Below are 25,938 nucleotides of genomic sequence, written 5' to 3'. Positions count from 1 at the left end.
CGGGGTGCTCGCCAGGCAACGGCAGGAGGACATCGCCCGGCTCGTCCGGCAGCACGGCTCCATCCGGGTGAGCGCGCTGACGGAGCGGTTCGACGTGTCCCACATGACGATCCGGCGCGATCTGGAGGCGCTCGCACGACGGGGCCGGCTCGACAAGGTCCACGGCGGCGCGGTGGCAGCGCCGCCCGGCGGCGACGGGGAACCGGCGTTCGCGGAGAAGCGGTCCCGTCAGGTCCCGGCCAAGGAGGCCATCGCGGTCGCGGCCGCCCGGCTCGTCACTCCGGGCTCGGCGATCGGCATGACCGCCGGGACGACCACGTGGACGCTCGCCCGGCGCCTCCTGGACGTCCCGGACCTCACGGTCGTCACCAACAGTGTGCAGGTGGCTCAGATCCTGCACACCGGCCGGCGGCGGACGCGGACGGTGGTGCTCACCGGCGGGGTGCGCACCCCTTCCGACGCGCTGGTGGGGCCGGTCGCGGTCGCCGCGCTGCGCACGCTCCACGTCGACGTGCTGTTCATGGGGGTGCACGGCATGGACGCACGGACCGGCTTCAGCACCCCGAATCCGGACGAGGCGGAGACCAACCGGGCGATGTGCCGCTCGGCGCGGCGGACCGTGGTACTGGCCGACCACACCAAGTGGAACGCGACCGGCCTGGCGGGCATCGCCCCGCTGGGCGCGGCCGACACGCTCGTCACCGACTCGGGCATCGACGGAGGCGGCCGTGCCGCGCTGGAACGCGGCGTGGGCGAACTGATCGTGGTCGAGCCGTCCCGCTCCGCGCCGCGGGCGGTGTCCCTCCGTCCTCCCGCCCTCCCCCGACCTACCGAAGGAGCACCTACGTGACCACCGACCGTTCCCGCCGGCTGCTCCACTTCCGTTCGGGCGGCACGAGCCTGGTCCTCGACTGCTCGGGGCCCCGCCTCCCGCGGGTGCTGCACTGGGGTGCCGACCTCGGGGACCTGGAGGACGACACACCGGGCGGGGGCGACCTGGTCGCCCTCGCCAGGGCGAGCGTCGCCGAGCTGGGCACCAGCGTGCCCGACGTCCCGGTGCCCGTGAGCGTGCTGCCCGAGCAGTCGGCCGGCTGGCTGGGCACCCCGGGACTGTCCGGCCACCGCGAGGGCGCCGACTTCTCCTGCGCCTTCACGGTGCGGGAGCTGCGGTTCCCGGGCCCCCGCTCGCTGACGGTCGACGCCGCGGACGACCAGGCCGGGCTCGGTCTGCGGTGGGAGCTGGAGCTCACCCCCGCCGGCCTCGTCCGCCAGCGCGCGCGCCTCACCAACCGGGCGGAGGGCACCTACACGCTGGAGGGGCTGCACCTCGCCCTGCCGGTGCCCGCGCACGCCGCCGAAGTCCTCGACCTGACCGGCCGCCACCTGCGGGAACGGTCACCGCAGCGCCACGAGTTCACCCTCGGCACGCATCTGCGGGAGAACCGGCGCGGCCGTACCGGTGTCGACGCCACGCTGCTGCACGCGGTGGGTGAGCGGGGCTTCGGCTTCCGCGGGGGTGAGGTGTGGAGCCTGCACGTCGCGTGGAGCGGCAACCACCGCACCTTCGCCGAGCGGACGAACTCCGGGGTCTCGCTCCTCGGCGGCGGCGAGCTGCTGCTGCCGGGCGAGGTGCGCCTCGGGCCCGGCGCGGAGTACACGACCCCGTGGCTGCTGGCCTCGTACGGCCGGGGCCTGGACGACATGGCAGCGCGCTTCCACACGTACCTGCGGCAGCGTCCCCATCACCCGGCCGCTCCGCGCCCCGTCACGCTCAACACCTGGGAGGCGGTCTACTTCCGGCAGGACCTCGCCACCCTCACCGCCCTGGCGGACGCCGCCGCGGAGGTCGGGGCCGAGCGGTTCGTCCTGGACGACGGGTGGTTCCGCGGGCGCCGCGACGACCGGGCCGGACTGGGCGACTGGTACGTGGACCCGGAGATCTGGCCGCAGGGACTGCACCCGCTGGTCGAGCACGTCCGGTCGCGCGGCCTGCAGTTCGGTCTCTGGGTCGAGCCGGAGATGATCAATCCCGACTCGGACCTGGCCCGGTCCCACCCGGAGTGGATCCTGTCCGCAGCCGGGCGCATGCCGCCGGAGGCCCGGCACCAGCAGGTCCTCGACCTGGGCCGGCCGGAGGCGTACGCGTACGTGCTCGGGCGTCTGGACGCCCTGGTCGGCGAGTACGCCGTCGACTACCTCAAGTGGGACCACAACCGCGACCTCATCGACGCGGGCAGCGGCCCCTGCGGCGTGGGCGGGGTGCACGCGCAGACCACCGCGGTGTACGCGCTGATGGACGAGCTGCGCCGGCGTCGTCCCGGACTGGAGATCGAGTCCTGCTCGTCGGGCGGCGCCCGGGTGGACCTGGGCGTCCTCGAACGCAGTGACCGGGTGTGGACGAGCGACTGCATCGACGCCCTGGAACGGCAGCGGATCCAGCTGTGGACGGGTCTGCTGCTGCCCCCGGAACTGATGGGTGCGCACGTCGGCGCCCCCCGTGCGCACACCACGGGCCGCACGCACGGTCTGGACTTCCGTGCCGGTACGGCGTTCTTCGGTCACCTGGGCATCGAGTGGGACCTCACCTTGGCGACGCCCGGCGAACGCCGTCGGCTCGCCGAGTGGATCGCGGTCCACAAGCGGCTCCGTCCGCTGCTGCACGGGGGGACGGTGGTCCACGGCGACTCCCACGACCCCGCGGTGTCGGTGCACGGCGTCGTGGCCCCGGACCGGTCCCACGCCGTGTACGCGGTGGTGCAGCAGGCGACGAGCGTGCAGATGCCGACGGGGCGCGTGCGCCTGCCCGGACTGGCGGAGGACGCGCGTTACGCCGTGACCCCGCTGCCGCCCGGCGACGCGACCCGGGGTCCGGTCACCAGCCCGCTCCCCTGGTGGACACCGGAGGGTGTCGAACTGCCGGGCCGCGTCCTGTCCGTGCTCGGCGTCCAGGCTCCGACGCTGCATCCGGAGAACCTCGCGCTGATCGAGGTCCGGCGGATCGCACCGCACGCCTGAGACCCGCGTGCGGGAGTGACGAGGGCCGAACCGCCCCGTCATGTCCCGTCTCCTCGCGGTCGTCCCGGCCGGTGGTCAGGACACCGGCCGGCCGCGCCGGAGCCTCCGTCCGCGACACCCGCGTGTCACGGCCAAAGGCTCCGTCCGCCGCGGCACCGCCGGGGCTACCAGGACGACTTGGTGACTCCCGGGAGGAAGCCGGCGTGGGCCTGCTCGCGCAGGCGGACCCGGGAGAGACCGAACTTCCGCAGGTGGCCCCGCGGCCGCCCGTCCACGCTGTCGCGGTTGCGCACCCGGGTCGCACTGGCGTCCCGGGGCTGGCGCCGCAGTTCCGCCGCCGCGTCCCGGCGTTCGGCGTCGGTGGAGGACGGCCGGCGGACGATCTCCTTCAGCTCCGCCCGCCGGGCCGCGTACCGCTCGACGGTCGCCCTGCGCTTCTCGTTCTGCGCGATCTTGCTCTTCTTGGCCATCAGACCTTCCCTCCCCGGGCGCGGACGCGGGCCACGGCGGCCTCGATGCCGATGCTGTCGACGGTCTTGATCGCCCTCGCACTGAGCGTCAGCCGTACGTACCGGCCCTCGCTCGGCAGCCAGTAGCGCTTGCGCTGGATGTTGGGGTCGAAGCGGCGCGGGGTGCGCCGGTGCGAGTGGGAGATGGTGTTGCCGAATCCCGGCTGCGCGCCGGTCAGTTGGCAGTGAGCGGACAAGGTCCTGCCTGCCCTTCGTCAGTCGGTGAGTTGTTGGTAATGGAAATCATTCCCATATAGTAGCGGCATGGCTCGCAACGAGGTACGCCCGATCATCAAGCTCCGCTCCACCGCGGGGACCGGCTACACGTACGTCACCCGCAAGAACCGCCGGAACGATCCCGACCGGATGGTGCTGCGCAAGTACGACCCCCTCGCCCGGCGCCATGTCGACTTCCGCGAGGAACGCTGATCCCCGCACCCCCCTGCCGCCGGCACCCGTCCCGACCCGAAGGAACACCGTCATGAAGCCAGGCATCCACCCCGCCTACGGTCCCGTCGTCTTCCGCGACCGGGCCGCGAACTACGCCTTCCTCACCCGCTCCACCCTGACCAGCGACAGGACGATCGACTGGGAGGACGGGGAGACCTACCCGGTGGTCGACGTCGAGATCTCGCACGTGAGCCACCCCTTCTACACGGGGACCGCCCGGGTGCTGGACACCGCCGGGCGGGTCGAACGGTTCGAGCGCCGCTACGGCCGGCCCGGAGCGAACTGATGCGGGATGCGACCCCTCTGCCGGTGCTGATCGTCGGCGGGCTGCACTCCGAGGCCCGCCGGACGGTCGTGGACGGCCTGCTGCGGACGGTTCCCGGCAGTGTCGTCCTCCACCACGACCTGTCCACGGCGGCGGAAGGCACCGTCCTGCGTCAAGTGCGTGACGCCTCCGGCGAGTTGTCCCGCGGTGACGCCCCGTTGGTCAACGACTGCGCCTGCTGCGCGCTGCGCGAGGACCTGATGCCCGAGCTCGAGCGGCTGGCCGAAGGCGGCCTGACCCGGCTCGCCGTCGTCGAACTGTGGGACTCCGTCGAGCCCAGGGCCATGGCCGAGGTCGTGGCCGCCCACGGCGGCGGCAGGGTCCGCCTCACCAACGTGGTCACGGCGGTCGACCCGGCCCTCGTCCTGCCCTGCCTCGGCAACGGCGACGACCTCGCGGAGGCCGGTCTCGCGGCTGCCGCGACCGACCAGCGCACCGTCGGCGACACCTGGGCCCGGCAACTGGAGTACGCCCCCGTCGTCGCCGTCGTGGAGAGCGAGGACGCCGACGACGAGGATCGCGCGCTCCTCCGCCAGCTCCACCCCACCGCACGCCAGGTGGACGGCGGCTCCGCGGAACTCGCCCGGCTGGCCTTCGCCGGCTTCGACGTGGACGCGGCTGCCGCCGCCCAGCACCCGGCCTGTGCCCTGCTCCCCCAGGACGCGGACGAGGCCGGGGTGACCACGTTCGTCTGGCGCCGCCACCGTCCGTTCCACCCGGAACGCCTGTACCGGGCGCTGGAGGACCTCTGCTGCGCGGCCGCCCGCAGTCGCGGACGGTTCTGGCTCGCCGACCGTCCCGACACCCTGCTCGCCTGGGACGCCGCCGGCGGAGCCCTGTGCGTGGAGGGTGCCGGCCCCTGGCTGGCGTCGCTGCCCGACGCCGCCTGGGACCTGGTCCCGCCCGTACGCCGGGCCGCGGCCGCGCTGGACTGGCATCCGGAGCACGGTGACCGCTGCCAGCACCTCGTCTTCACCTCGCCCGGACTCGACCGCGACGGGCTCGCACGGCTGCTCGACTCCTGCCTGCTCACCGACGCCGAGTACGCCGCCGGACCCGAGGCGTGGAAGCGGCTGCCGGCCGCCTTCGACTCCCTCCTCGACCCCGTCGCCCGGACCTGAACCGCACACCGGACCGGTCCCCCGCACACTCACCAGAGAAGGAACATTCATGGCTCCGCGCCAAGGCCCCCGCAAGCCGCTGAAGGCCCGCCCCAACCCGCTGGACGCGGCCGGCGTCACCTACGTCGACTACAAGGACGTCGATCTGCTGCGGACGTTCGTGTCCGACCGCGGCAAGATCCGCAGCCGTCGGGTCACCCGCGTCACCGCCCAGCAGCAGCGGCAGCTCGCCAGAGCCGTCAAGAACGCCCGCGAGATGGCGCTGCTGCCCTACTCCGGCCGGTAGGGCCGGCGCGGCCGCGCCGCCGCCCGCCGTGCGCAGAAGGAGACGCACCCCTCCCGGGAGGGGTGCGTCTCCTTCTGTGCCGCCGCCGGTGCCGGCGGGACTCCCGGCGGCACCGGCCCGGGACCCGGCATGCTCAGCAGGGGGTGGCGGCGAGGATGCGGTTGAGGGCACTGCCCGGGCGGCTCGTGAGTTCCTCCCAGGTTCCCTCCTCCGTGATGCGGCCCCCCTCCAGGACGGCGATGCGGTCGGCACGGCGCATCGCGGCCGGGCGGTGGGCGATGACGATCGTCGTGCGGGCCTCCTGCCGCAGTGCCACGGCGAGTTCGGCGTCGCCGGTGTTGTCCAGGTGGGCGGTCGACTCGTCCAGGACGAGGACCCGCGGCCGGACCAGCAGGGCGCGGGCCAGGGCGACGCGGGCCCGCTGGCCCCCCGAGAGCGTGGCGCCCCGCTCACCGACGAGGGTGTCCAGCGGGGCGATCCGGTCGACGCCGCACAGCCGTGCCGCCTCGGCCAGCGCCCGGTCGTCGGCCCCGGGTGCGGCGAGCCGCAGATTGTCGGCGAGGGTGCCGTGGAAGAGGGGCGTGTCCTGCCCCACCAGGACCACCGCGCGCCGCAGTTCCGTGTCCTCAACGTCCCGCAGGTCCACGGGGTCGCCGTCGGCGGGCAGCAGCCGCACCGCTCCCGCGGACGGGTCCCAGAAGCGGGCCAGCAGGTGGGCGCAGGTGGACTTGCCGGCACCGGAGGCGCCGACGAGGGCGAGTGTCGTGCCCGGGGGGACGGTGAGGTCGACGCCGTCCAGCACGGTTCCGCCGCCGTAGTCGAACCTCACCCGGTGCAGCAGGACGCCCAGCGGCCCGGGAGGCAGCGGGGACGGCGCGGTGGGGGGCGGGGCGAGGGCCGGGGCCCTGACGGCCGCGTCGACGCGGGAGGCGGCGGCGCGCAGTGCCACGGCCTGGCTGAGGGCGCGGGCCGATTCCGCGACCGGGCCGAGCACGGACAGGGACAGGGCCATCGCCGCCGGCGCCCACGCGCCGTGCAGGCGTCCGGAGGTCACGGAGTGCGCGGCCGCGGCGACCACGCCGAGGACCGCGGCCACGATGAGCAGGTCGCGGACCGCCGCGGCGACGGCCTCCCAGGTCGCCTCGGCGCGCTGGGCCGCACCCACCTGGCGCCCCCGCTCCGCCAGCTCCCGGCGGCGTCCGGACAGGGCGCCGAAGGCGAGCAGTTCGCGCAGCCCGTCGACGGTCTCCACCGTGTCGGCCGACAGCCCGGCCACGGCCCCGCGGGTGCGGCCGCCGCGTGCGGTGCGGGCGCGCGCGTCCGCGAAGGGCGCCGCGGCGAGCAGGGCCGCGACCGGCAGCACGGCCACCAGCAGCCACGGCTCGACCGTGGCGAGCACCACGGATCCGCCGGTCAGGACGGTTCCCGCCGCGAGCAGTTGGGCGGTGGTGTGGGCGTAGAAGAACTCCAGGGCCTCCACGTCGGCCATGGCGGTGGCGGCGAGGTCGCCGCTGCGGCGGCCGGCGACCCGGGCGGGCGCGCTGCGGGCGAGTCCATCGAAGACGCGCACCCGCAGTGCGGCCAGCACCCGGTAGGCCAGGTCGTGCGAGAGGTCCATCTCCCGCCAGGTCATCAGGGCGCGTACCAGGACGAGGGCGACGAGCGTGGTGACGGTGCCGGCCGACGGCGCGCGTCCCTCGATGACGGCGGTGCCCACGGTGTGTGCGGCCAGCGTCAGCAGGGCGACCAGGGAGCCCTGTTCGAGGAGCGCGGCGGCGCAGGTGCGGGCGGTCATGGCGCGGTGTGCGGCGAGGGCGGGCAGGAGGGCGCGCAGGGCACCTCGCGCGGGCGCGTCGGCGTCGGCGGTGACGGGGGTGGTGGCGGTGGTGGTCATGCGGCGCGTTCTCCTGGGTGGGTGCGGCCGGCCTCGACGAGCCGCGTGTAGACCCCGCCGGCCCCGGCCAGGTCGGGGTGGCCGCCGACGGCGTCCACCCGTCCGTGGTCGAGGACGACGATGCGGTCGGCGTGCCGGACGGCGGCGAGCCGGTGGGCGACCACCAGGACGGTCCGGCCGCGCGCGGCGTGCGTCAGCTCCCGGACGATGTCCGCCTCCCGGCGTTCGTCGACCGAGCTGGTGGCCTCGTCGAGGACGAGGACCGGGGCATCGGCCAGCAGGGCGCGGGCGAGCGCGAGCCGCTGGCGCTGACCGCCGGAGAGGGTGGCGCCGCGTTCGCCGAGGAGGGTGGCGTAGCCGTCGGGGAGGGCGGTGATCTCGTCGTGGACACCGGCGACGCGCGCCGCCCGGGTGAGCTCCTCGTCGGTGGCGTCCGGCCGGGCCAGGCGCAGGTTGTCGGCGATGGTGGCGTGGAAGAGGTACGTCTCCTGGGAGACGACGGCGATGCCCTGCCGCAGCGAGTCGAGCGCGTAGGCGGTCGTGGGGCGGCCGTCGAGGGTGATCCGGCCCTCCTGCGGGTCGTGGTGGCGCAGGAGCAGGGCCAGCAGCGTGGACTTGCCCGCGCCGGACGGGCCGACGATCGCGGTCGTCCGTCCCGGCGGGGCGGTGAAGGAGACTCCGTCGAGGGCGGGGGCCGGTGCGCCGTCGTAGGTGAACCGGACGTCGTGGAAGCGCAGTTCGGGCGGAGCCTGCCAGTGCGCCGGGACCGTCCCGGAGTCGGGGACCGCCGGCTCGGCGGTGCGCAGGGCCGTGAGCCCGTCGGCGGCCGACGCCCCCAGGTATCCGGCGTGCCACTCGCGGGCCAGGTCGCGGACCGGCCGGAAGCACTCGGAGGCCAGCAGCAGCATGAGGTAGGTGCCGGTCGCCGTGGTGGAACCGGTGGTGGCCGACCAGCAGGCGAGGAGGGCGGCGGCGGCGGTGCCGCCCTGGACGGCCAGGTCGGTGATGCCGGTGTCGACCAGGGAGACCCGCAGTTTGGCGACGGTCGCCCGGTGCAGCGCGGCGGAGCGCTCCTCCAGTCGTGCGCGGGTGCGTCCGACGGCGCCGGCGGCGCGCAGGGCGGGCATGCCCTGGAGGGCCTCCAGGTAGTCGGCGCCCAGCCCTTCGTAGGTGTCCCAGTGCTCCTTGCCGCGGGTGGTGAGCAGCCGGTCCCAGGCGCGCGGCCCGGCCAGGGCGAGGAGCAGGGCGGGGACCAGGCCGAGGAGGCTCCACGGCGCGACCGCGGCCAGGGCGGTCAGGACGAGGGGCGGCACGGTGAGGGTGATCAGGAGTTGGGGCAGGTAGCGGGAGACGTAGGCGTCGACGCCCTCCACGCCCTCGACGAGCGTGGTACGGACGGCTCCGGCCCGTGCGGCGGTGAGGTAGGCGGGTCCCGCACGGCCGAGGCGGACCAGGAGTTCGTCCCGCAGGGCAACCCTGACCAGGGCCCCCGCGCGGGTGGCGGTGCGCCGCTGCCACACGGCGAGCCCGGCGCGCACGGCGACGACGGCGAACACCGCGGTCAGCAGCCACGGGAGTGGTCCGGTGTCGCCGCGGGCCAGGCCGGCGAGCCCGAGGGCCAGCAGGACGGCCTGCGCCAGGTGGGTGAGGGTGACGGCGCCCTGCAGCAGGGTGGCCGCCAGCAGAGGGCGTCGCGCGCGCCCCGCGGCGCGGCGCAGCTCGGGGTGGACGATCATGTGGGGTTCTCCTCGTCGGCGTGACGGGTGCCGAGGGCCAGGGCGTGGACGATCCAGTCGCGGTCCGGCGCGGCTCCGAGGGCGGCGCCCAGGTCCGCCTGCTGCCAGGAACCGACGGGCCGGGCCGCCAGCCCGTGGCGCAGGGCGGTGACGTGGGCCAGGTGGACGGCGTAGCCGGCCCGCAGGTGGGCGCGGCGCAGATGCGTGGCGTCGGCGTCCGTGGGGCAGCCGTGGGCGATCAGGACGGCGCCCGCGTCCGCGATCCACGCCTGGCCCGCGGCCCAGGCCGCGAGCGTCGGGCGGGCCTCGCCCGCCGCGTACCGGCGCGGGGCCGTGCCGTCGGGTGCCGCTTCCAGGAGGCCGGGCCGTGGCGGTCCGACCGCGGCGCTCCAGCGCAACAGGTCGTCCCGTCCGGCTTGTTCGGCGGTGGCCAGGACCGCGCGCAGGCTGTCGTGGGAGGGGGCGCCCCGGAGCGGCGGTGGGGTGCTGCGGCGGGCGAGCAGTTCGGCCGGGGTGGGCGTGTCCCCGGACGGTCCCGGTGTGCGGGGGGTGTCTTCCGGGCGGACGCGGTTCCGCCCGTGGGGCGGTGGTATCCGCACGGCGGCCAGGGGGTGCTCGGCGCGTCCGTCCAGCCGTGCCCGGGGCTCGCCCGTGCCCAGGGCGCGGGCCGCCAGGACCAGCGCCGCCGCGGTGTGCCCGGTGTCCAGCAGCAGGAGGGGCCAGGCCCGGTGGCCGTAGTGGGAGGCCGTGCGCCGTGCGGTGACGTCGAGTTCGGCCGTCAGGCCCGGCGGTGTGTCGTCGGGCGGCGGGCCGAGGTGGTGGACGCGGTGGCGCAGCGGGTCGTAGCCGTAGCGGCCGGGCGGCAGGGAGCAGCCGGTGCCCACCAGGAGTTCGGTGTCCACCGGATGCAGGGCGCCCGCGGAGGGCGCGGGCCTGAGGCGTCCGGAGGCGTCGGAGGCCGCCAGGGACAGGCGGAGCAGGGCACGCAGGTCGAGGGAGGCGGGGCCGGCCTCCGGGATCGGGAGGGACGGACCCGGCCAGGGCCGGACGGCGCTTCCGGCGGGCGTGCCGGGGCCGGGCCGCTGCGGTGAGCGGGCCCGGGCGAGGGCGGCGGCGAGGTCCGCCGGGCGGTCCTCACGGAGGTGGTCCACCGGGGTCCTCACATGTGGGGCGGAGGCGCCAGCGTGAAGTCCTCCGGCGCGCTCGGCGGGGTGGTGCGCCAGCCGCGTGCGACGGCGGCCTCGGCGAGGCGCGGGCAGCCGAAGTAGCCGAAGGCGGCGGGGGCGTTGGGCAGGAGTCCGGAGACGAGGACCCGGACGACGCGCAGCGGGGTCTCGGCCACGTCCTCGGTGGTGAGGTCGAAGGTCATGACCCGGTGCCCGCCCGCGCGCAGGGCGCTCTCCAGCCGCTCCCGGCTGCCGGGCTCGACCGCGTCGACGGGCACGGTCCCGAGGGGGGGCTCGGTGAAGCGCCGGGCCTCGGCCCTCATCCGTTCGTCCAGCCACACCTGCACATGCGCCCCGAGGTCGCGCACGTGCTCGAACTGCTCGCCGCAGACGTCGAGGTAGCGCCGGTCGGCCCGGTGCTCCAGATACAGTCCGCGCGCCAGCAGGCCGGCCTCCACGGCCTGGAAGACCCAGCCGTCGGCGCCGGTGAGGCCCTGGGTGAAGACCCAGGTGTGGACGGCTTCGAGGACCGCCTTGCGGGCGGCTTCGGCCGGGTCGTACTTGCAGGCGAAGCCGGCGGCGTACAGACCGAGGACCGGGTCGTGGACGAGTGCGGCCATGCAGGGGGCGAACTCCGAGTGCATCTCGACGATGTGGAGGTCGAGCGCGGAGCCGGCCAGGTCGTCGGCGAGGCCGGGCACGCTCGCGGGGTCGATGCCCCGGGCCGGGCCGTCCAGGTGCCACCACAGTTCCAGCGCGTCACGTTCGACGATCTCCAGCAGGCCGCGCTCGACGGCGTCGTCGAGGCCCTGTCCGGTGGCGATCCCGGCGTAGTTGAGGTGGTGGGTGCGGGGCAGCTCCCGCAGGTCGCCCTGGCGCCAGTTGAGGTGGGTGAGCGACACCGGCGCCCAGACCTCGGCGGTGGTCCCGCCGGGCAGCAGCTCGGTGCCCCGCGTCCACAGGGCCGGGGTGTCGGGGCCGAGGGGGCGGTACGGGTACTTCTCGCGGGCGTACTGCCAGTCGGCGTAGGCGGGCAGGTCTCCCGGTCCGTACAGGCGCAGGCCCCTGCGCGCCAGTTCGCCGGCGGTGGCGCGGACGGGGGCGTCCGGACGGCCGGGGGGCGGGACGCGGTTGCCGCAGTACCGCTCGATCCCCTCGGCTATCGCGGCGACGCGGGCCTGCCCGGGGTCGCCGAAGGTGGTGCCGAGGGAGACCCGGTCGGCGGGCCACAGACCGTGCCTGCGGGCATCCGCCACCTCGGCGGTGAGCGCGGTGTAGCGGGGTGGTGTCCCCGCCGGGTGTTCGACGGGCTTGACCTTGCGGACGATGCCGCAGACCGGGTCGACGAGGGCTTCCAGGGGCAGTGTCGTCATCGCAGGATCTCCTCGGCGGGGTCGACGGGGGTGGGGCGGGAGGGGAGGACGGGCAGGGTCAGCGCCACGCCGTCCGGGTCGACCTCCCGCCGGGAGGCGAGCAGCCGGTCGGCCGTGATCGGGTCGTCGCCGGTGTGGGGGTTGCGGGCGTGGGCCGGGAAGTGGTGTCCGGCGATCTCCAGGCGCAGCCGGGTGCCGGCCGGCAGCCGGCGGGCGATCCGGCCGAGGCCGAGGGTGAACGCGGTCCGGCGTCCGGCCGGTTCGGCGTGACGGGCGATGCCGGCGGCGAGCCGCTCGGCGGTCCCCTCCGGGGTGAGCGCGACGAGCCGGGCGGCCCAGTCCGCGGACGGGGTGTGGGCGGTGCCCCGCAGGCGCACGCGCACGGGGCCGACCACGTCGAGCGGGCGCGGCAGCGGCGGGGTGAGCAGCAGGCAGCGGTCGGGCGCACCGTCGGTGGGGACGGTCAGGTCGTCGGAGCGGACGGGCCGGCGGGGGTCGGCGGTGAAGACGCGACCGTGCACCGCTCGTGTCCTGGGTGTGTGGGGTGCCCCCTCGGTGCCGGCGGGCAGCCACAGGTCGGCTCCGCCGAGGGCCTGGGCGCCGTGCCGGCCGGGGGCGAGCGCGCCGGCCAGGGCGCGGCGGGCCCAGCGCGCGTACAGCTCGCCGAGGTTCAGCCGGTGGGCGGGGCCGGCGTCGGGGCCGGGCGCGGCGATCAGGGAGTGCCCCCAGGGGCCCAGCAGCAGCCGGACGGAGGGTCCGCCCCAGGCGCGCCACAGGGCGACCGTGTCCTCGGTGAAGTGGTCGTGGTGGCCGCCGGCCACGAGCAGGGGCACGCCGGCCCGTGCGGCCCGCGCCACGAGGCGGCCGCGGTCGCGGTGCCGCCACAGGCCCGCCCAGGAGGGCAGGCTGCGGCCGAGCCGTTCGGGGAGGCCGGTGAGCGGCAGGTGGGTGAGCAGTCCGGGGTCGGCGGCGAGGGCCCTGGCCAGCGCGCCCTCGTCGGAGTCCCGCCGGTCGCCGTGGGCTGCCCACCACCCGGCCCGGGACAGCAGCCGCTCCACGCCGGACGCCTCGCGTGCCGTCTCCGCGGGGCCGAGGGCGGGTACGGCCGCGACGACGGCGTCGGGCCGGGCGTCCTCGGGCGCGTCCAGGGCGAGGACGAGGGCGCAGTGGGCCGCGTAGGAGGCGCCGGCGGCCACCAGCCGGCCGTCGCTCCACGGCTGTCGCCGGATCCAGCGGGCGGTCGCCGCCCCGTCGGCGGCCTCGTGCGCGTACGGGTGCCACCCCCCCGGCGACGCGTGGCGGCCCCGTACGTCCTGGACGACGGCGGCGAATCCGTGGCGGGCCCAGCCGCGCGCCTCGGCGCCGTGCCGGGTCCGGTCGTAGGGGGTGCGCACCAGGACGGCCGGGAAGGGGCCGTCACCTGCCGGGAGTCGGACGTCGGTGGCGAGTCCCCCCACCGCCGTGCCGAACGCCGTCATCCGTCCTTCCCCGGCGTCGGTGCGACGGGGGGTACCGGCAGGACGGGGTGTTCGGTGACGGTCAGCGTGCGCAGGTCCACCCGTCGCAGGCGGCGCCGCGCCGGGAGGCCGGCCGGATCGGGGGCGTCGGTGGCCCACCGGCTGAGATCGTCCGCGAGCAGCGCCGCGAGCAGGGCGGCGGCGGGCAGGGAGAGCCCGGCCGGTGCGCCCGAGGTACGGGGTCCGCTCCAGTAGGCGGCGAGTTCGCGGTGGGCGGGCGTGGCGGCGAGCCGGCGGGAGCGGACGTGCGCCGACGTGACGTCTCCGGGTGCGGCGGCGACCGGTTCGACGTACGCCTGCCGGCCCTCGCGGTGGCAGCGCAGCCATGCGACGCCGTGCTCGGGCAACCGGTCGGCGGCGTCCCACAGTCCGTCCGGGACGGGTCCGTCCAGGCACCACACCACGGCGCGGGGGTCTCCGTCGAGCAGGTCCTCGGTCCGCGGCGATGCCCCGCCGGGCGGGGGCGCGGCCGGAGCCGTGCGCGGTCGCGCGCCGAGGGCGGTCAGGTGTGCGGCGAGCGGTTCGGTCAGCACCGGGTCCCCGAGGAGGCGGACGTCGCGGCGGTCGGCCGGCCACGGCGACCGGTGCGGTCCGTCCGTCAGGTAGCCGGCTTCCGCGAAGGCCCGCACCACGCGCTCTACTTCCTCGTCCACCGGGGCGGTGTCATCGCCCGCGAGCAGGGAGAGCAGGGCCTCCTGGTCCGCGTCTCCCGGCCTGACGCCGAGGAACTCCCCTTCCGGGGTGCGGACGGCGAGTCCTCGGCCGGGCACGGTGACGACTTCGACCCCGGGTGCGAGACGGCTGCGGGACACGGTGTTCCTCCTGACGACGGGACGTGGGACGGGTGTGGGCCCGCCCGGAAGGCATCGGGCGGGCCCACGGTCGAGGGCGGTGAGGCCCTGCTTACTCCTCGGTGTCCTCGAAGGGGTTCTCGACGAGCGCGTTGGAGTGGGAAGCCGAGTCGTGGGCCAGCTGACCCGGGTCGGCGATCGGTGCGAAGACCTGCTCGTTGTCCATGAACTCTCCATCACTGGAAGGGAGATACGGCGTTCGGTCGAGCGCCGTGATCCACACTCTAATGAATCTGATTTTCATATTCCATAGCCGGGAGGGGGTGATCTGGGTAACACACCGGCCAGCCGCCCTCGGGGTCCCGGCCGACCCGGCCCGCCACGTTCAGCACGTCCGCCAGCAACCGCGGCGTCACCACCTCCTCCGGCGTCCCGTCGGCCACCACCCGGCCGTCGCGCAGGGCGACGACGCGTTCGGCGAAGCGGGCGGCGTGAGCCAGGTCGTGCAGGACCATCACCACCGTGAGCCCGCGTTCCTCCCGCAGCCGCACCACGGTCTGCAGCACGTCCAACTGGTGGTGCAGGTCCAGATAGGTGGTCGGCTCGTCGAGCAGGAGCACGCGGGTGTCCTGGGCGAGCGCCATGGCGAGCCGGACACGCTGCCGCTCACCGCCGGACAGCGCGTCCACGTCACGGTCGGCCCATCCCTCCACCCCGACGTCGCGCAACGCCCGGCGGACGACCGGGTCGTCGCCCTCGCGCAGCATGCCCAGCGGTCCGCGCGCCGCGTACCGCCCCTGACGGACGAGGTGGCGCACCGTCATTCCGGGTACGGCGGGGGCCGCCTGGTGCAGCAGCGCCACCCTGCGGGCCGTGGCGCGCCTGGAGAGCCGGGCGAGGTCGTCCCCGCCGAGCAGGACCCGCCCCTCGCCGGGCCGCAGCAGCCCGGCGGCCAGCCGCAGCAGGGTGGACTTGCCGCAGCCGTTCAGGCCGATGAGCGCGGTCAGTTCGCCCGGCCGGACGGTCAGGTCGACGCCCCGCAGTACGGGCCGCCCGGGGTAGCCGAAGTGGACCCCCTCGACGTGGATCCCCACGGACTCGGTCATGCTCTGTCCTCGATTCGACGTCAGAACGAACGGTTCGGCGCGCGGCGCACGACGACCAGCAGCAACGCGGCGCCGAGGCCGGCGGTGAGCGCCCCGACCGGCAGCGTGAGCCGGTCCGAGCCGAGCGCCGCCGCCAGCAGCCGCGAGGACGACTGCGCCGCCGCGTCCGCCCCGCACACCACCACCGCGCCCGTGAGGGCGGCACCGGGAAGGCTCCTGCGCAGGTCGGCGCCGAAGACGGCCACGGCCAGGTGCGGCACGAGCAGCCCGACGAAACCCAGCGCCCCGACGGCGGCCACCGCTCCCGCCGTCAGCGCCACCGCACACAGCAGGGCCAGGGTCCGGGCCCGGCGGGCGGCGAGGCCGGCGGCGAGGGCGATGTCGTCCCCGCAGCGCAGCAGGGTCAGCGGCCCCGCCAGCAGCCAGGCGGCGGCCCCCCACAGGAGCGCCCACGGCCACAGCAGGTGCCAGTGCTCCCACACCCGGCCCTCCGTGGTGCCCACCAGCCACTGCACCACGCTGCCGAGTTCGCCCGGCTCCACGAGCAGCACCATGGCGGTGAGCCCGCCGAGCACCGCCGACACCAGCACCCCGTGCACGGCGGTCTGCGCGGGGTCACCGCGCCCGCGGCCGGCGAGCAGCCACAGCAGCGCCGCCCCGGCACACCCGCCCGCGCACGCGGCGAGGACCACGGCCAGGGGCGAGTCCCACCCGGCGAGGCCCAGGGCGGTCGCGGTGACGGCGCCGAGCACCGCCCCCGGGGTCACGCCCGTCACCTCCGGCCCGGCCAGGGGATTGCGCAGGGCGGACTGCAGGACCAGACCGGCCACGGCCAGGCAGGCGCCGGCGCAGAGGGCCACCAGCAGGCGGGGCAGGCGCAGTTGGGACAGGATGTGCCGTTCCGTCGCGTCGCCGCCACCGCCGAGCACGTCCCAGGCCACGCCCGGCGACATGCCGCGCCCGGCCACCAGCTCCACGCCGGCGCCGACCACGGCCAGCGCCGCGAGCACCGTGAAACGCCGCCTCATCGCGGGTCCTCCGTCCCGGTCGTCCGAACGGCGCGCGAGGGGGTGCCCCCGGGCCCGCCGCGCGCGGGGCCGGCCCCGCGCGCGTGGTGCGACGACCCGGCCCGCGGGCCGTCGGCCGCCGCGCCGGACGCCGTCGGCCGCGGTCCGGGCAGTGGCGCGCCCGCCGCGGCGGGCGCGCGCCGGGTCCTTCGGCGGCGGCCGCCCGAGCGCATCAGCGCGACACCGGCCGGCACTCCCAGCAGGGCCGTCCAGGCACCGGCCGGGGTCTCCACGGGCGCCAGCGCCAGCCTCGCCGGGACATCGGCGGCCATCACGACGACCGCGCCCCAGGCCGCGGACCACGGGAGCCAGCGCACCGCCCCGGCTCCCGGAGCGAACCAGCGGCTCAGGTGCGGGGCGAGGAACCCCACCCACGCGACGGGCCCGCACACCGCCGTCACCGGGGCGATCAGCACCACGGCGATGGCCAGCGCGGCCAGCCGGGCGCGTCGGGCCCGCACCCCCAGCGCCTCCGCGTCCTCGTCGCCCAGCCGCATGACCGCCAGCACCGGCGCGCACAGGACGAGAGCGGGCACCGCGAGGAGCAGCCACGGCCACAGCCCCGTGACGTCGTCCCAGGTGCGGGCCGAGAGGGAACCGAGCAGGTAGCGGTAGATCAGCTGGAGGTCGAGCTGGTCGGCCATGACCATCAGGACGAGGAGCGCGGCCTGCAGTCCGGCCGCCACGGCGGCGCCGGTCAGCAGCACGGCGGACGGGCTGCGGCCGAGCCCCGCGACGAGCAGCGTCAGCCCGCCGCCGAGCGCGGCGCCGCCGATGGCGAGCAGGGGCTGGACGGCGGCGGGCAGCGAGAGCGTCAGCACCAGGGGCGCGGCCACCCCGAGCGCGGCCCCGGACGACACGCCCAGCATCTCCGGCACCGCCAGGGGATTGCGCAGGGCCTCCTGCAGCACCAGTCCGGCCGCCCCCAGACAGGCTCCGGCGACGAACGCCAGCAGCACGCGGGGCACGCGGAGTTCGGTCACGACGATCCCGGCGAGGGTGGTGTCCCCCTCAGCCACCGCGGCGGCCAGCCGGTGCGGAGGGACGTAGGGGGTGCCGAGGCTGAGCGCGCAGATCGCGGAGGCGGCCAGCAGCGCGACGACCAGGAGCGGTTGCCACCGCCGCGCACCGCGTGACGGACGCTGTCCGCCCGCCGCGGCCCGACCGGCCGCGGCGGGCACCGAGGGGGACGTCCTCACCGCAGCGCGGCCGTGGCCTCGTCGAGGACGATGCCCAGCGAACGGGTGCCGCGCCCCTTGGCCCACACCTCCGCGTCCACCTCGTGGACGTCACCGTTCCGCACGGCCGGGATCTTGCCCCAGAGGGGGTTCTCGGCCAGTTTCTCGGACAGCTTGCCGTCCGCGTCGCCGAAGCTCATCGTCTCGACGAACAGCACGTCCACGTCCTGGGCGAGGATCTCCTCGAGGCTGTAACTGCCCTCCACCCCACGGGACTTCCACGGGTAGTCGGCGAGCTTGGGGAACAGGCTGGCGGTCACGTCGCCTTCCGGCGTCGCGACGCCGAAGTTCTCATCGCTGCCGTAGATGATGAGCGCGGTCTTCTCGCTCGGCGTCTTCTCGGCCTCGGCGAGCTTCGTCCGGAAGGTCCGCTCCGCCTTCTCCCCCTCGGCGGTGCGGCCGGTGAGCGCGGCGACGTCGCGCAGGTACCCCACGCCGTCCTCCCACGTCTCGGGCTGCATGGCCCAGAAGGTGGTGGCGCCCTCGAGCGCCGGAGCGAGCTTGCCGTGGGTGTCCCCCAGGCCGATCACGAGGTCGGGCTTGTGGGAGAGGATCGCCTCCACCTCCGGGGCGATGAACCCGCCGGGGACGACGTCGACCTCCTTGGCCTTCGCCTCCCCCAGGAAGCCGGGGTGGGCGAGCAACGCGCTGTTGGTGGCCGCCGGCACGATGCCCAGTTCCGTCAGGATGTCGTCGCACAGGGCGAACAGGCAGACGATCCGCTCGGGTTGCTTCTTCAGGGAGATCCTGACGCCGTTCGTGTCGGTCAACTCCGTCGAGGCCTTGATGGGTTCGACGGTCACCTCCGTCTTCTCGGTGGGCCGGGCCTTGTCACTCGTGGGCTCTTCGGAGGCCGAGCCGCAGCCGGCCAGGACGGAACCCACCGCCGCTGCGGCGATCCAAGTGCGGACGAATCTCGACGGTGAGCGCAGCATCGACGCCCTCGCTTCTTCTCAGGTACCGGGAACGCCACTGAAGATACATGATAATCGTTTTCACCAACTCAGTTCCGGAGGTCCCATGCCCGCCACACCCGTCCTGTTCGTCTCCGACCACGTGGCCGGATCGGTCCAGGTGCTGACCGTGCCGGACGGCGCCGTCGTCGGACGTCTCACCGGCCGTCATCTCTCCGAGCACGCCGGGTTCCTGGCGCTTCCCGGAGGGCGGACGGCCTGTGTCGACGACCGTCGCGGGGAACTGCTGGTGCTGAACCCCTACGCCGGGGAACTCGTGGAACGCGCGGTCCCGGTCGCCGTGCCCGCCGAGCACCTCGCCTGCGACCCGTCCGGTCGCCGGCTGGCCGTCACCACCGGCCTCGGCAGGAACGGCGCACCGTGGTCGGACCTGCTGACGGTCGTCGACCTGGCCACCGGAGAGGCCGCACGGGTGCGCACGCGTGTCGGCGAACCGGGGGTGACGGTGCTGGGCGAGGACGAACCGCTGGTGGTCCTGCGCCACCGGGAGCCCGGAGCGCTGGCCGTCCACCGGTTCGCGGACCTCCTCGCGGCGCCGCCCGGCTGTCCCCCGGTCACCCCTCACGCGATCCTTCCGCTGCCGGACGACGGACACGGGGACGCCCAGGTGCCCGGCTCCCAGGAGGTGTTCGCGGCCACGGGCGAGGGGGTGCACCGGGCCCGGAGGCGGGGCGACGCGCTCGCCGCCGAGGCGGTCGTTCCCTGGGGATCACCCGCCCGGGGCTGGTACCTGCGGCTCGACACCCGCCGGCAGGCGTTGTGGAGCACGCTGCGCGGCGGTGACCCGGACCCGCTGCGCTGGCCGGAGTGGAGCAACCAGGCGTGGCACCACGATCTGCGGACGGGCCGCACACGGCTCACGGACCTCGGCCCCGGACTCGTCTTCCGGCTGGCCCTCGCCCGGCGCCACACCGCTTTCTCCCGCATCCACCCCGACGGCGACGAGCTGGTCCTCCTCGGCGCCGACGGCGTCGTCCGCCGCTCGCCCCTGCCGGCCATGGACGGTGCCCCGCGTCGTGGCGGCACCCCGTGGGAGGGTGTCCAGCGCCGTGCGGTGGCCGCCTCACCGGGCTCCGACTGGGTCGCCGTCACCCGGGGCGGCCACGGCGAGGTGCACCTCGTCGACGCGGAGAGCGGCCAGGAGGCGGCCCGTCCGCGCCTGGGCACACCGCTGCACCACGGCGGTCACCTGGCACTGCGCGTCCCGGACGACGGTGCCGACGGCGACCCCGTGGGGCGGTGACTCACTCGTCGTGGAGTTCGGCCCGGACGCGGCGGGAGGGGCGGAAGACGCAGAGGTCGAGGATGCCGGGCGGATCCGTGAGACCGGGGCCGCCCTCCTCGACCCAGGTGACGATGTCGGCCGTGGTGTCGGGGTCGTTGACCAGGCCGAGCCAGACCGGGCGGCCGCCGTTCCCGCGGCCTTCGCCGGAGGGCTGCACGACGACGACGTTGGCGCGTTCGCAGGCGTCGAGGCAGTCGGTGACCCGTACGGTCGCCGTGCCGTCGAGGGCCCGGCGCAGTGTGCGGAGCTGGGCGGCGTGGTCCTGGCCGGGCACCTCGGCGGTGCCGCAGCAGCAGCCGCGGCAGACGGTGACGGTGGGCCGTGCGGCGCCCCGGGCCGGTACCGCGCGGCGGGTGCGGCGGCTCATACGGTGTCCTCGGTGGGTCGGGGCCAGGCGGCGCCGCGCAACAGGCGCAGGCCGTTGAGGCCGACGATGACGGTGGAGCCCTCGTGTCCTGCGACGCCGAGGGGCAGGGGAAGGGTACCGATCAGGTCCCAGGCGACCAGGACGACGATGAACGCCCCGGCGACAACCAGGTTCTGCAGGACGAGACGGCGCGCGGTGCGGGACAGGCACACGACCGAGGGGACGGCCGCGAGTTCGTCGCGGACGACGACCGCGTCGGCGGTTTCCAGGGCGAGGTCGGAGCCGGCCTTGCCCATCGCGATCCCGCAGTGCGCGGCGGCCAGCGCGGGGGCGTCGTTGACGCCGTCGCCCACGACCAGCACCTTGCGCCCCCGGGCCTGCCACTCCGCGACGGCGGCCACCTTGTCCTGGGGCAGCAGTCCGGGGCGGACGTCGGTGATGCCGACCTCGGCGGCCACACGTTCGGCGGCGCGCGCGTTGTCCCCGGTCAGAAGAACCGGGGTGCGGCCGGTCAGGCGGGTGAGGGCGGCGACGGTGGCCGCCGCGTCCGGGCGCAGCCGGTCCGCGATCCCCAGCACACCCACGGGGGCGCCGTCGCGCAGGACGACGACCGCGGTCCGGCCGGCTTCCTCGAGCGCCGCCACCGCCTCCCGGTGGGCGGTGTCGCCGTCCGCCGGCCGGAGGGGGGCGCCGACCACGATCCGGTGGCCGTCGACGGTGGCGGAGACGCCCTGCCCCGGGGTGGAGGTGAAGCCGTCGACGGCGGCGAGCGGCAGGCCGCGTTCGCGGGCGGCGGTGACCACGGCCCGTGCGAGGGGGTGCTCGCTGGGGTGTTCGGCGGCGGCCGCCAGCGCGAGGAGCGCGTCCTCCCCCAGGCCACTGCCGGGAAGGGGACACACGTCGGTGACCTGGGGGGTGCCCTCGGTGAGGGTGCCGGTCTTGTCGAGGGCGACGGTGTCGACCTCGCCGAGGCGTTCCATGACGACGGCGGACTTGGCGAGCACGCCGTGGCGGCCGGCGTTGGCGATGGCGGACAGCAGTGGCGGCATGGTGGAGAGCACCACCGCGCACGGCGAGGCCACGATCATGAACGTCATGGCCCGCAGCAGCGCCGAGGAGAGGCTGTCGCCGAAGGCGAGCGGGACGGTGAAGACGGCGAGGGTCGCGACGACCATGGCGACCGAGTAGCGCTGCTCGATCCTCTCGACGAACAACTGGGTGGGGGCCTTGGTGCCGGAGGCTTCCTCGACCATCCTGACGATCCGGGCGATCACCGAGTCCGAGGGGTCGCGCCCGACCCGTACCCGCAGGGCGCCCGTGCCGTTGACGGTGCCGGCGAACACCTCGTCCCCGCTCCGCCTGGGCACCGGGAGCGGCTCGCCGGTGATGGTGGCCTGGTCCACCTCACTGGCCCCGTCGAGGACCCGCCCGTCCGCGCCGATCCGCTCGCCGGGCCGGACCAGGACGGTGTCGCCGACCGCCAGCCTCTCGGTGTCCACCGTCTCCTCGGTGCCGTCCGGCAGGAGCCGGGTGGCGGTGGTGGGGGCGAGGTCCAGCAGACCGCGCACGGAGTCGGCCGTACGGGCGGTGGCGACCGCTTCCAGGGCGCCTGAGGCGGCGAAGATGACGATCAGCAGCGCGCCGTCGAGGACCTGGCCGATCGCGGCGGCCCCGAGGGCGGCGACCACCATCAGCAGGTCCACGTCCAGCGTCCGGTCCTTCAGGGCCTTCACACCCTCCCAGCCCGGTTCCCAGCCGCCGGTGACGTAGGTCGCGGCGAACAGGGTGCCCCACAGCCACGCCGGGCCGTCCAGCAGGTGGACCGGCAGGGCGAGGAGGAACAGCGCCGTCGCCGCGAGCGCCCAGCGGGCTTCGGGGAGCGCGAGCAGGCGGGTACGGCGGCGGGGCGGTACCGGACGCGCGGTGCCGGCGGGTGGCGCGGAGCGCCGGTCCAGGACGGAGGACATGACGGGACGACCCTTCACGGGCGGGACGGGGCTGCCACCACCGTACATGAATATCTGAAGAGGTCTTCATATGTGGTCGGTATGATGGGGAAATGGGCCACGGACGCGACACCACCGCCAGCAGCGCCAGCACGCGTTCGCGCCTCGACGCGGTCGGCACCGCGGACGTCGCGGCCACTCTCCAGGCCCTCGCCACGCCCTCCCGGCTTTACATCCTGGCCCGCCTCCAGGAGGGCCCCTGCGCGGTCGGAGAACTCGCCGAAGCGGTCGGCATGGAGGCCTCCGCCTGCTCCCACCAGCTCCGGCTGCTGCGCAACCTCGGCCTGGTGACAGGGGAGCGGCAGGGCCGCTCCATCGTGTACTCGCTCTACGACGACCACGTCGCTGAGCTCCTCGACCAGGCTCTCCACCACGTCGAGCACCTGCGCCTCGGCTTGCACGACGGCCCGGCCGGCCCGACGGGTTCCGCCGACGGGCGTTGAGCGGCGGTGGGCGCCTCAGCCGGAGGTGCCGCCGGGCAGGTGTGCCCACTGGCGCGGGTCCGTCACTCCGCCGGGACACGCCATCCGTTCGATCTCCCAGCCGGCGCGCCGCGCTCCGGCCCGGTAGGCGCTCTCGTAGAAGGCGAGCACGGCCGAACGCGGATCGGACCCGGCGCGCACCTCGTCGTACGGGAGCACGGCCAGGTGACTGCCGCCCCGCTCGACCCAGTGGGCCGCCTCGGGCCGGAGCGGTTCCCCGGCGAGGTGGTCCGGTTCCGGGGCGGTGTACGAGTAGAACGCGGGAGCGGGGAAGCTGTCGTCGCCGAACCAGAAGCCGAAGCTGATCACCTCGCGGGAGTACGCCTCCCTGGTGACGGGGTCGACGTCCCGGGGCTGCTCGACGCGGCGCGCGGAGAACCGGGTGTGGGCGATGTCGAAGGTGTGCCAGAAGTGGTGCACCGGACTGACCTTCCCCGAGTACTCCGCCGCGAACTCCTCCAGGACGGACGCCACCTGGCTGAGGACCCGCCAGTAGCGGTTGGCCTGCCCGGGGTCGTAGGCCGCGTGCTGGGTGTCCTCGGCGTACGGCCGGCCGGAGTCGGGCAGGTCGAAGGGCCGGGGTACGGCGAGGCGCACCCGGACGCCCAGGACGTCCAGCGAGTCCATGACCGCGCGGTAGAAGGAGGCGACGGACTGGCCGACGAGCGGGAAGGAGACCTGCCGTCCGTCCAGGACGGAGATCACCAGCTGGTGCGCGACGAAGTCGAAGTCGATCGAGAAGAGCGGGTTGCCGTCGACCTGCCCCATGGGGCGGGTGGTGGTGCCGCGCCCGGTGAGGTGCAGCGGCACGTTCCACCAGTGGTTGCGCTGCACGCTGGCGGCGAGGCGGATCTTCCCGACGATCTGCGCGAACCGGTGGAGGGTCTCCTTCGTGTCGCGCCACTCGGCCAGCGGGATCGCTGGGAACAGTTCCATGGTCGTCCTCGCCCTCCCGCCCGGCGCTCCCGGAGGGCCGGGCGAACCCTCGCCTGCCATCAGACCACCGCCTGCGCGATACGGCACCTCGTCGCGCCCCGGAAGGCCGACGGGGGCGCCGGCGTGCCCGGGTGTGCTCCCCGGGCGCCCCGTCACACGGTCCGTTCGGGGAGCTCCGGAAGGACCGCCTCGGCGATGCCGAGCAGGGCGCTGTCCTCGGGGAGGGTTCCGGAGGTGCTCCACACGGTGATGTCGTAGGAGCCGCCCCGGTCCTTCCCGTCGAGGGCCACGGAGAGCGTTCTGGCCAGGGGCCCCTGTTCGACGGGTCCGCCGGATCCGCCGCTCCCGAGATCGAACTCGATCCTCATGGTGTGGTCCGAGAAGAGGACCGCGGGCCGGCCGAGCACCGACAGCGTCCTGACGTCCGTCTCGTCCCCGAACTCCATCAGTTTCACGGACTGGGCCATCGTCAGCTCGTTGTACGTGGCCGAGACGTTCACGGTGTAGGTGTCGAACTGCACCTGAGCCTCCGGCTGGGCGACCTTCCCGGCGGTCAGCGGAGCGGTGCCGCTGGTGCCGGACGCCGTGGTCGCGGTCTCCGCGGGCGTCCCGAGGAGCCGGGCCAGGCCGGGCCTGTTGAGCGCCGCGCACAGTTCCTCGCCGGTCACGGCCCGGGGCTTCTTCGTGTAGGCGCTCGGCAGTTCCTCGTCCTCCCCGCTCGCGCAGGACGCGGCCCGGGGCCTGCCGGCGTCCTCGGTGGGCAGCAGCTGCGGGCCCAGCCACACGGCGGCCGCGAGTGCCGCGAACACGGCGACGGCGGCGAGGGCCTGGCCCCAGGCGTTGGGTTCCTTCTCCTGAGCGGCCGGTGCGGGACGCCGCGCCGCCGACGCCGGCGTCGGCGCCGCCTGCGGCTGCGGCTGCGGCTGCGGCTGCGGCTGCGGCTGCGGCTGGGCAGCGGAATCGGTCCCCGCTCCGTCGGCGGGGGCCGCCGGGGTCCGGTTCCGGCGTGCGCGCAGGACCCGGACCACCGTGTGGACGCGGACCGCGGTGAACACCAGGAACGCCGCGCCGATGACGGCGGCCACCCACGCGCCGTCGGCGAAGGCGAGGTACAGGATGCGCACGCCGAGGACGGAGCCGACCACGATGAGCAGCGGCTCGCGCACCCAGAAGGGCAGGACGCGGAGGAGGAGACCGAGCATCCGGCGATCACACCAGCCCAAGATCACGCCGGCTGTGGTGGAGGCCACAGTTCCGGCCCTGTGCTCAACCGTGATCAAAGCTCGGCCCGCGGCGGTCGCCCGGGACCGTAGGGGGCCTAGGGGTTGGCCTGAGGGACGCGGGTGAGCAGCATGACGGGTGATCGTGTGGGCAGAGAGGAGCCAGCCATGGCGGGAGTCACCACCGACAGCGCGAGCTGGGTCCGGGTCTATCACCCTTCGTCGGCGCCCAAGGCGCGCGTGGTGTGCTTTCCGCACGCCGGCGGGTCGGCGTCGTTCTTCCACCCGGTGTCCAGCGCCCTGCGGCCCGACATCGAGGTGCTGGCGATCCAGTACCCGGGGCGTCAGGACAGGCGCGCGGAGGCCCCGCTCACCGACATCGGGACCCTCGCCGACCGGGTGCTCGACGCGCTGCGCCCCCACCTCGTCCGTGAGCCCCGGCCCGCCTTCTTCGGGCACAGCATGGGCGCCACGGTCGCCTTCGAGGTGGCGGTGCGCATGCGGCGGGAGGGGCTGGCTCCCACGGTGCTGGTCGCGTCCGGGCGCCGGGCTCCCTCCGAGCGCCGGTCGGAGGACGTCCACCTGCGTGACGACGCCGGTCTGGTGGCCGAGATCCGCAAGCTCAGCGGCACCGACTCGCGGCTGCTGGACGACGAGGAGATGCTGCACGCCATCCTCCCCGCCGTGCGGGCCGACTACCGCGCCATCGAGCGCTACGTCGGTGCGTCCGACGCGGTCGTGGACTGCCCGGTCGAGGTCTTCGTGGGCGACACTGACGAGCAGGTCACCGCGGAGGAGGCCGATGCCTGGCGCCGGCACACCAGCGGGGCGTTCGCCGTACACACGTTCCGGGGCGGCCACTTCTACCTGACCACCCGCGCCGCCGAGACGATCGAGCGGCTCGCCGCGACGGTGCGTGCGCACGCCTGACCGCCGCCCGGCGCGCCCGCGGCACTCCGACGGTCTTTGCCGATCGGACGCATGGCGCGCCGTTCGCGGGTCTTTCGCACCGGGAATGCGAGAAACCCGTCGGAACCCCGCCGGAACCCCGTCGCTCCCTTTTTCCCGCCGCGG

26 protein-coding genes are annotated in these 25,938 nt (G+C 75.3%); 9 read left to right on the top strand and 17 right to left on the bottom strand.

Features of this window, described 5'->3' with window-relative positions; translation table 11 throughout:
- Nucleotides 1–4 precede the first annotated feature (4 nt).
- Both IE118_RS05610 and IE118_RS05605 read left to right on the top strand, forming a co-directional pair.
- Nucleotides 5–850, top strand: a complete 846-nt coding sequence (locus IE118_RS05610; protein WP_189556158.1) for a DeoR/GlpR family DNA-binding transcription regulator — start codon at nucleotides 5–7, stop codon at nucleotides 848–850.
- The gene (locus tag IE118_RS05605; protein WP_189556157.1) at nucleotides 847–3,015 is read left to right on the top strand and encodes an alpha-galactosidase; all 2,169 of its coding nucleotides are present in this window, start codon (nucleotides 847–849) and stop codon (nucleotides 3,013–3,015) included. The genes IE118_RS05610 and IE118_RS05605 overlap by 4 nt, the downstream gene beginning before the upstream one ends.
- A 164-nt stretch (nucleotides 3,016–3,179) precedes the next feature.
- Here the strand turns inward: IE118_RS05605 and rpsN are convergent, their stop codons facing one another.
- Together rpsN and rpmB are read right to left on the bottom strand one after the other, a co-directional pair.
- The gene (rpsN, locus tag IE118_RS05600) at nucleotides 3,180–3,485 is read right to left on the bottom strand and encodes a 30S ribosomal protein S14 (protein WP_189556156.1); all 306 of its coding nucleotides are present in this window, start codon (nucleotides 3,483–3,485) and stop codon (nucleotides 3,180–3,182) included.
- On the bottom strand, nucleotides 3,485–3,721 hold the full coding sequence (gene rpmB, locus IE118_RS05595; protein ID WP_189556155.1) for a 50S ribosomal protein L28: 237 nt from the start codon (nucleotides 3,719–3,721) through the stop codon (nucleotides 3,485–3,487). Before rpmB ends, rpsN begins: the two co-directional genes overlap by 1 nt.
- 67 nt (nucleotides 3,722–3,788) lie before the next feature.
- Here rpmB and rpmG point away from each other — a divergent pair, with 67 nt between their 5' ends.
- The 4 genes from rpmG to rpsR are packed head-to-tail and all read left to right on the top strand — an operon-like array spanning nucleotide 3,789 to nucleotide 5,706.
- Nucleotides 3,789–3,953, top strand: coding sequence for a 50S ribosomal protein L33 (rpmG, locus tag IE118_RS05590; protein WP_189556154.1), 165 nt, complete (start codon nucleotides 3,789–3,791; stop codon nucleotides 3,951–3,953).
- Nucleotides 3,954–4,005: 52 nt separating this feature from the next.
- Entirely contained in the window at nucleotides 4,006–4,260 is a 255-nt protein-coding gene (locus IE118_RS05585) for a type B 50S ribosomal protein L31 (protein ID WP_189556153.1), read from the top strand.
- Entirely contained in the window at nucleotides 4,260–5,420 is a 1,161-nt protein-coding gene (locus IE118_RS05580) for a CobW family GTP-binding protein (RefSeq protein ID WP_189556152.1), read from the top strand. The genes IE118_RS05585 and IE118_RS05580 overlap by 1 nt, the downstream gene beginning before the upstream one ends.
- A 49-nt stretch (nucleotides 5,421–5,469) precedes the next feature.
- The gene (gene rpsR, locus IE118_RS05575) at nucleotides 5,470–5,706 is read left to right on the top strand and encodes a 30S ribosomal protein S18 (protein ID WP_189556151.1); all 237 of its coding nucleotides are present in this window, start codon (nucleotides 5,470–5,472) and stop codon (nucleotides 5,704–5,706) included.
- 133 nt (nucleotides 5,707–5,839) lie between these two features.
- Here rpsR and IE118_RS05570 read toward each other — a convergent pair whose 3' ends face one another.
- The 11 genes from IE118_RS05570 to IE118_RS05525 form a co-directional block, all read right to left on the bottom strand.
- Nucleotides 5,840–7,600 carry an ABC transporter ATP-binding protein gene (locus IE118_RS05570; protein ID WP_189556150.1) on the bottom strand — a complete coding sequence of 587 codons (1,761 nt, stop codon included), beginning with the start codon at nucleotides 7,598–7,600 and terminating at the stop codon, nucleotides 5,840–5,842.
- Nucleotides 7,597–9,336: an ABC transporter ATP-binding protein/permease gene (locus tag IE118_RS05565; RefSeq protein WP_189556149.1), complete on the bottom strand. Its 1,740-nt coding sequence runs from the start codon at nucleotides 9,334–9,336 to the stop codon at nucleotides 7,597–7,599. The genes IE118_RS05570 and IE118_RS05565 overlap by 4 nt, the downstream gene beginning before the upstream one ends.
- Entirely contained in the window at nucleotides 9,333–10,487 is a 1,155-nt protein-coding gene (locus IE118_RS05560) for a nitroreductase family protein (RefSeq protein WP_229846676.1), read from the bottom strand. The genes IE118_RS05565 and IE118_RS05560 overlap by 4 nt, the downstream gene beginning before the upstream one ends.
- An 8-nt stretch (nucleotides 10,488–10,495) precedes the next feature.
- Nucleotides 10,496–11,875, bottom strand: a complete 1,380-nt coding sequence (locus IE118_RS05555) for a YcaO-like family protein (protein WP_189556147.1) — start codon at nucleotides 11,873–11,875, stop codon at nucleotides 10,496–10,498.
- Entirely contained in the window at nucleotides 11,872–13,353 is a 1,482-nt protein-coding gene (locus tag IE118_RS05550; RefSeq protein ID WP_189556146.1) for a CocE/NonD family hydrolase, read from the bottom strand. Before IE118_RS05550 ends, IE118_RS05555 begins: the two co-directional genes overlap by 4 nt.
- A complete protein-coding gene (locus tag IE118_RS05545; RefSeq protein ID WP_189556145.1) occupies nucleotides 13,350–14,204 on the bottom strand; it encodes a hypothetical protein in 855 nt (284 codons plus the stop codon). The genes IE118_RS05550 and IE118_RS05545 overlap by 4 nt, the downstream gene beginning before the upstream one ends.
- A 91-nt stretch (nucleotides 14,205–14,295) precedes the next feature.
- Entirely contained in the window at nucleotides 14,296–14,409 is a 114-nt protein-coding gene (amiA, locus tag IE118_RS34430; RefSeq protein WP_241270818.1) for a streptamidine family RiPP, read from the bottom strand.
- Nucleotides 14,410–14,467: 58 nt separating this feature from the next.
- Nucleotides 14,468–15,289 carry an ABC transporter ATP-binding protein gene (locus tag IE118_RS05540; protein ID WP_189556144.1) on the bottom strand — a complete coding sequence of 274 codons (822 nt, stop codon included), beginning with the start codon at nucleotides 15,287–15,289 and terminating at the stop codon, nucleotides 14,468–14,470.
- 20 nt (nucleotides 15,290–15,309) lie between these two features.
- Nucleotides 15,310–16,317 (bottom strand): FecCD family ABC transporter permease, encoded by a 1,008-nt coding sequence (locus IE118_RS05535; RefSeq protein WP_189556143.1) that lies wholly within the window; start codon nucleotides 16,315–16,317, stop codon nucleotides 15,310–15,312.
- Nucleotides 16,314–17,447: a FecCD family ABC transporter permease gene (locus IE118_RS05530; RefSeq protein WP_189556933.1), complete on the bottom strand. Its 1,134-nt coding sequence runs from the start codon at nucleotides 17,445–17,447 to the stop codon at nucleotides 16,314–16,316. Before IE118_RS05530 ends, IE118_RS05535 begins: the two co-directional genes overlap by 4 nt.
- Before the next feature lie 104 nt (nucleotides 17,448–17,551).
- Nucleotides 17,552–18,529, bottom strand: a complete 978-nt coding sequence (locus tag IE118_RS05525) for an ABC transporter substrate-binding protein (protein WP_189556142.1) — start codon at nucleotides 18,527–18,529, stop codon at nucleotides 17,552–17,554.
- Between the two features lie 85 nt (nucleotides 18,530–18,614).
- On the opposite strand from IE118_RS05525, the gene IE118_RS05520 reads away from it, so the two are divergent.
- Nucleotides 18,615–19,811 (top strand): YncE family protein, encoded by a 1,197-nt coding sequence (locus tag IE118_RS05520; protein WP_189556141.1) that lies wholly within the window; start codon nucleotides 18,615–18,617, stop codon nucleotides 19,809–19,811.
- A 1-nt stretch (nucleotide 19,812) separates the two neighbouring features.
- Here IE118_RS05520 and IE118_RS05515 read toward each other — a convergent pair whose 3' ends face one another.
- Together IE118_RS05515 and IE118_RS05510 are read right to left on the bottom strand one after the other, a co-directional pair.
- Entirely contained in the window at nucleotides 19,813–20,220 is a 408-nt protein-coding gene (locus IE118_RS05515) for a (2Fe-2S) ferredoxin domain-containing protein (RefSeq protein ID WP_189556140.1), read from the bottom strand.
- Entirely contained in the window at nucleotides 20,217–22,187 is a 1,971-nt protein-coding gene (locus tag IE118_RS05510) for a heavy metal translocating P-type ATPase (RefSeq protein ID WP_189556139.1), read from the bottom strand. The genes IE118_RS05515 and IE118_RS05510 overlap by 4 nt, the downstream gene beginning before the upstream one ends.
- A gap of 92 nt (nucleotides 22,188–22,279) precedes the next feature.
- Here IE118_RS05510 and IE118_RS05505 point away from each other — a divergent pair, with 92 nt between their 5' ends.
- Nucleotides 22,280–22,669 carry an ArsR/SmtB family transcription factor gene (locus tag IE118_RS05505; RefSeq protein WP_189556138.1) on the top strand — a complete coding sequence of 130 codons (390 nt, stop codon included), beginning with the start codon at nucleotides 22,280–22,282 and terminating at the stop codon, nucleotides 22,667–22,669.
- 15 nt (nucleotides 22,670–22,684) lie between these two features.
- Here IE118_RS05505 and IE118_RS05500 read toward each other — a convergent pair whose 3' ends face one another.
- Together IE118_RS05500 and IE118_RS05495 are read right to left on the bottom strand one after the other, a co-directional pair.
- On the bottom strand, nucleotides 22,685–23,644 hold the full coding sequence (locus tag IE118_RS05500; protein ID WP_189556137.1) for a DUF5996 family protein: 960 nt from the start codon (nucleotides 23,642–23,644) through the stop codon (nucleotides 22,685–22,687).
- A 152-nt stretch (nucleotides 23,645–23,796) separates the two neighbouring features.
- Complete coding sequence (locus tag IE118_RS05495; protein WP_189556136.1) at nucleotides 23,797–24,846, bottom strand: DUF6215 domain-containing protein; 1,050 nt, start codon at nucleotides 24,844–24,846, stop codon at nucleotides 23,797–23,799.
- Nucleotides 24,847–25,032: 186 nt separating this feature from the next.
- On the opposite strand from IE118_RS05495, the gene IE118_RS05490 reads away from it, so the two are divergent.
- Nucleotides 25,033–25,794, top strand: coding sequence for a thioesterase II family protein (locus tag IE118_RS05490; protein WP_189556135.1), 762 nt, complete (start codon nucleotides 25,033–25,035; stop codon nucleotides 25,792–25,794).
- The last annotated feature ends 144 nt before the right edge of the window (nucleotides 25,795–25,938 follow it).

It is taken from the genome of Streptomyces pilosus, from assembly GCF_014649835.1.
Lineage (GTDB): Bacteria > Actinomycetota > Actinomycetes > Streptomycetales > Streptomycetaceae > Streptomyces > Streptomyces pilosus.
The sequence above is the reverse complement of the archived record's forward strand: the minus strand, read 5'-3'. Positions and strand labels throughout refer to the sequence as shown.

What these genes read in the sequence shown, in the direction of transcription:
- rpsN (WP_189556156.1), bottom strand. Translation starts at nt 3,485, where the DNA reads ATGGCCAAGAAGAGCAAGATCGCGCAGAACGAGAAGCGCAGGGCGACC.
- rpmG (WP_189556154.1), top strand. Translation starts at nt 3,789, where the DNA reads ATGGCTCGCAACGAGGTACGCCCGATCATCAAGCTCCGCTCCACCGCG.
- IE118_RS05585 (WP_189556153.1), top strand. Translation starts at nt 4,006, where the DNA reads ATGAAGCCAGGCATCCACCCCGCCTACGGTCCCGTCGTCTTCCGCGAC.
- IE118_RS05580 (WP_189556152.1), top strand. Translation starts at nt 4,260, where the DNA reads ATGCGGGATGCGACCCCTCTGCCGGTGCTGATCGTCGGCGGGCTGCAC.
- rpsR (WP_189556151.1), top strand. Translation starts at nt 5,470, where the DNA reads ATGGCTCCGCGCCAAGGCCCCCGCAAGCCGCTGAAGGCCCGCCCCAAC.
- IE118_RS05570 (WP_189556150.1), bottom strand. Translation starts at nt 7,600, where the DNA reads ATGACCACCACCGCCACCACCCCCGTCACCGCCGACGCCGACGCGCCC.
- IE118_RS05565 (WP_189556149.1), bottom strand. Translation starts at nt 9,336, where the DNA reads ATGATCGTCCACCCCGAGCTGCGCCGCGCCGCGGGGCGCGCGCGACGC.
- IE118_RS05555 (WP_189556147.1), bottom strand. Translation starts at nt 11,875, where the DNA reads ATGACGACACTGCCCCTGGAAGCCCTCGTCGACCCGGTCTGCGGCATC.
- IE118_RS05550 (WP_189556146.1), bottom strand. Translation starts at nt 13,353, where the DNA reads ATGACGGCGTTCGGCACGGCGGTGGGGGGACTCGCCACCGACGTCCGA.
- amiA (WP_241270818.1), bottom strand. Translation starts at nt 14,409, where the DNA reads ATGGACAACGAGCAGGTCTTCGCACCGATCGCCGACCCGGGTCAGCTG.
- IE118_RS05540 (WP_189556144.1), bottom strand. Translation starts at nt 15,289, where the DNA reads ATGACCGAGTCCGTGGGGATCCACGTCGAGGGGGTCCACTTCGGCTAC.
- IE118_RS05535 (WP_189556143.1), bottom strand. Translation starts at nt 16,317, where the DNA reads ATGAGGCGGCGTTTCACGGTGCTCGCGGCGCTGGCCGTGGTCGGCGCC.
- IE118_RS05525 (WP_189556142.1), bottom strand. Translation starts at nt 18,529, where the DNA reads ATGCTGCGCTCACCGTCGAGATTCGTCCGCACTTGGATCGCCGCAGCG.
- IE118_RS05520 (WP_189556141.1), top strand. Translation starts at nt 18,615, where the DNA reads ATGCCCGCCACACCCGTCCTGTTCGTCTCCGACCACGTGGCCGGATCG.
- IE118_RS05515 (WP_189556140.1), bottom strand. Translation starts at nt 20,220, where the DNA reads ATGAGCCGCCGCACCCGCCGCGCGGTACCGGCCCGGGGCGCCGCACGG.
- IE118_RS05510 (WP_189556139.1), bottom strand. Translation starts at nt 22,187, where the DNA reads ATGTCCTCCGTCCTGGACCGGCGCTCCGCGCCACCCGCCGGCACCGCG.
- IE118_RS05505 (WP_189556138.1), top strand. Translation starts at nt 22,280, where the DNA reads ATGGGCCACGGACGCGACACCACCGCCAGCAGCGCCAGCACGCGTTCG.
- IE118_RS05500 (WP_189556137.1), bottom strand. Translation starts at nt 23,644, where the DNA reads ATGGAACTGTTCCCAGCGATCCCGCTGGCCGAGTGGCGCGACACGAAG.
- IE118_RS05495 (WP_189556136.1), bottom strand. Translation starts at nt 24,846, where the DNA reads ATGCTCGGTCTCCTCCTCCGCGTCCTGCCCTTCTGGGTGCGCGAGCCG.
- IE118_RS05490 (WP_189556135.1), top strand. Translation starts at nt 25,033, where the DNA reads ATGGCGGGAGTCACCACCGACAGCGCGAGCTGGGTCCGGGTCTATCAC.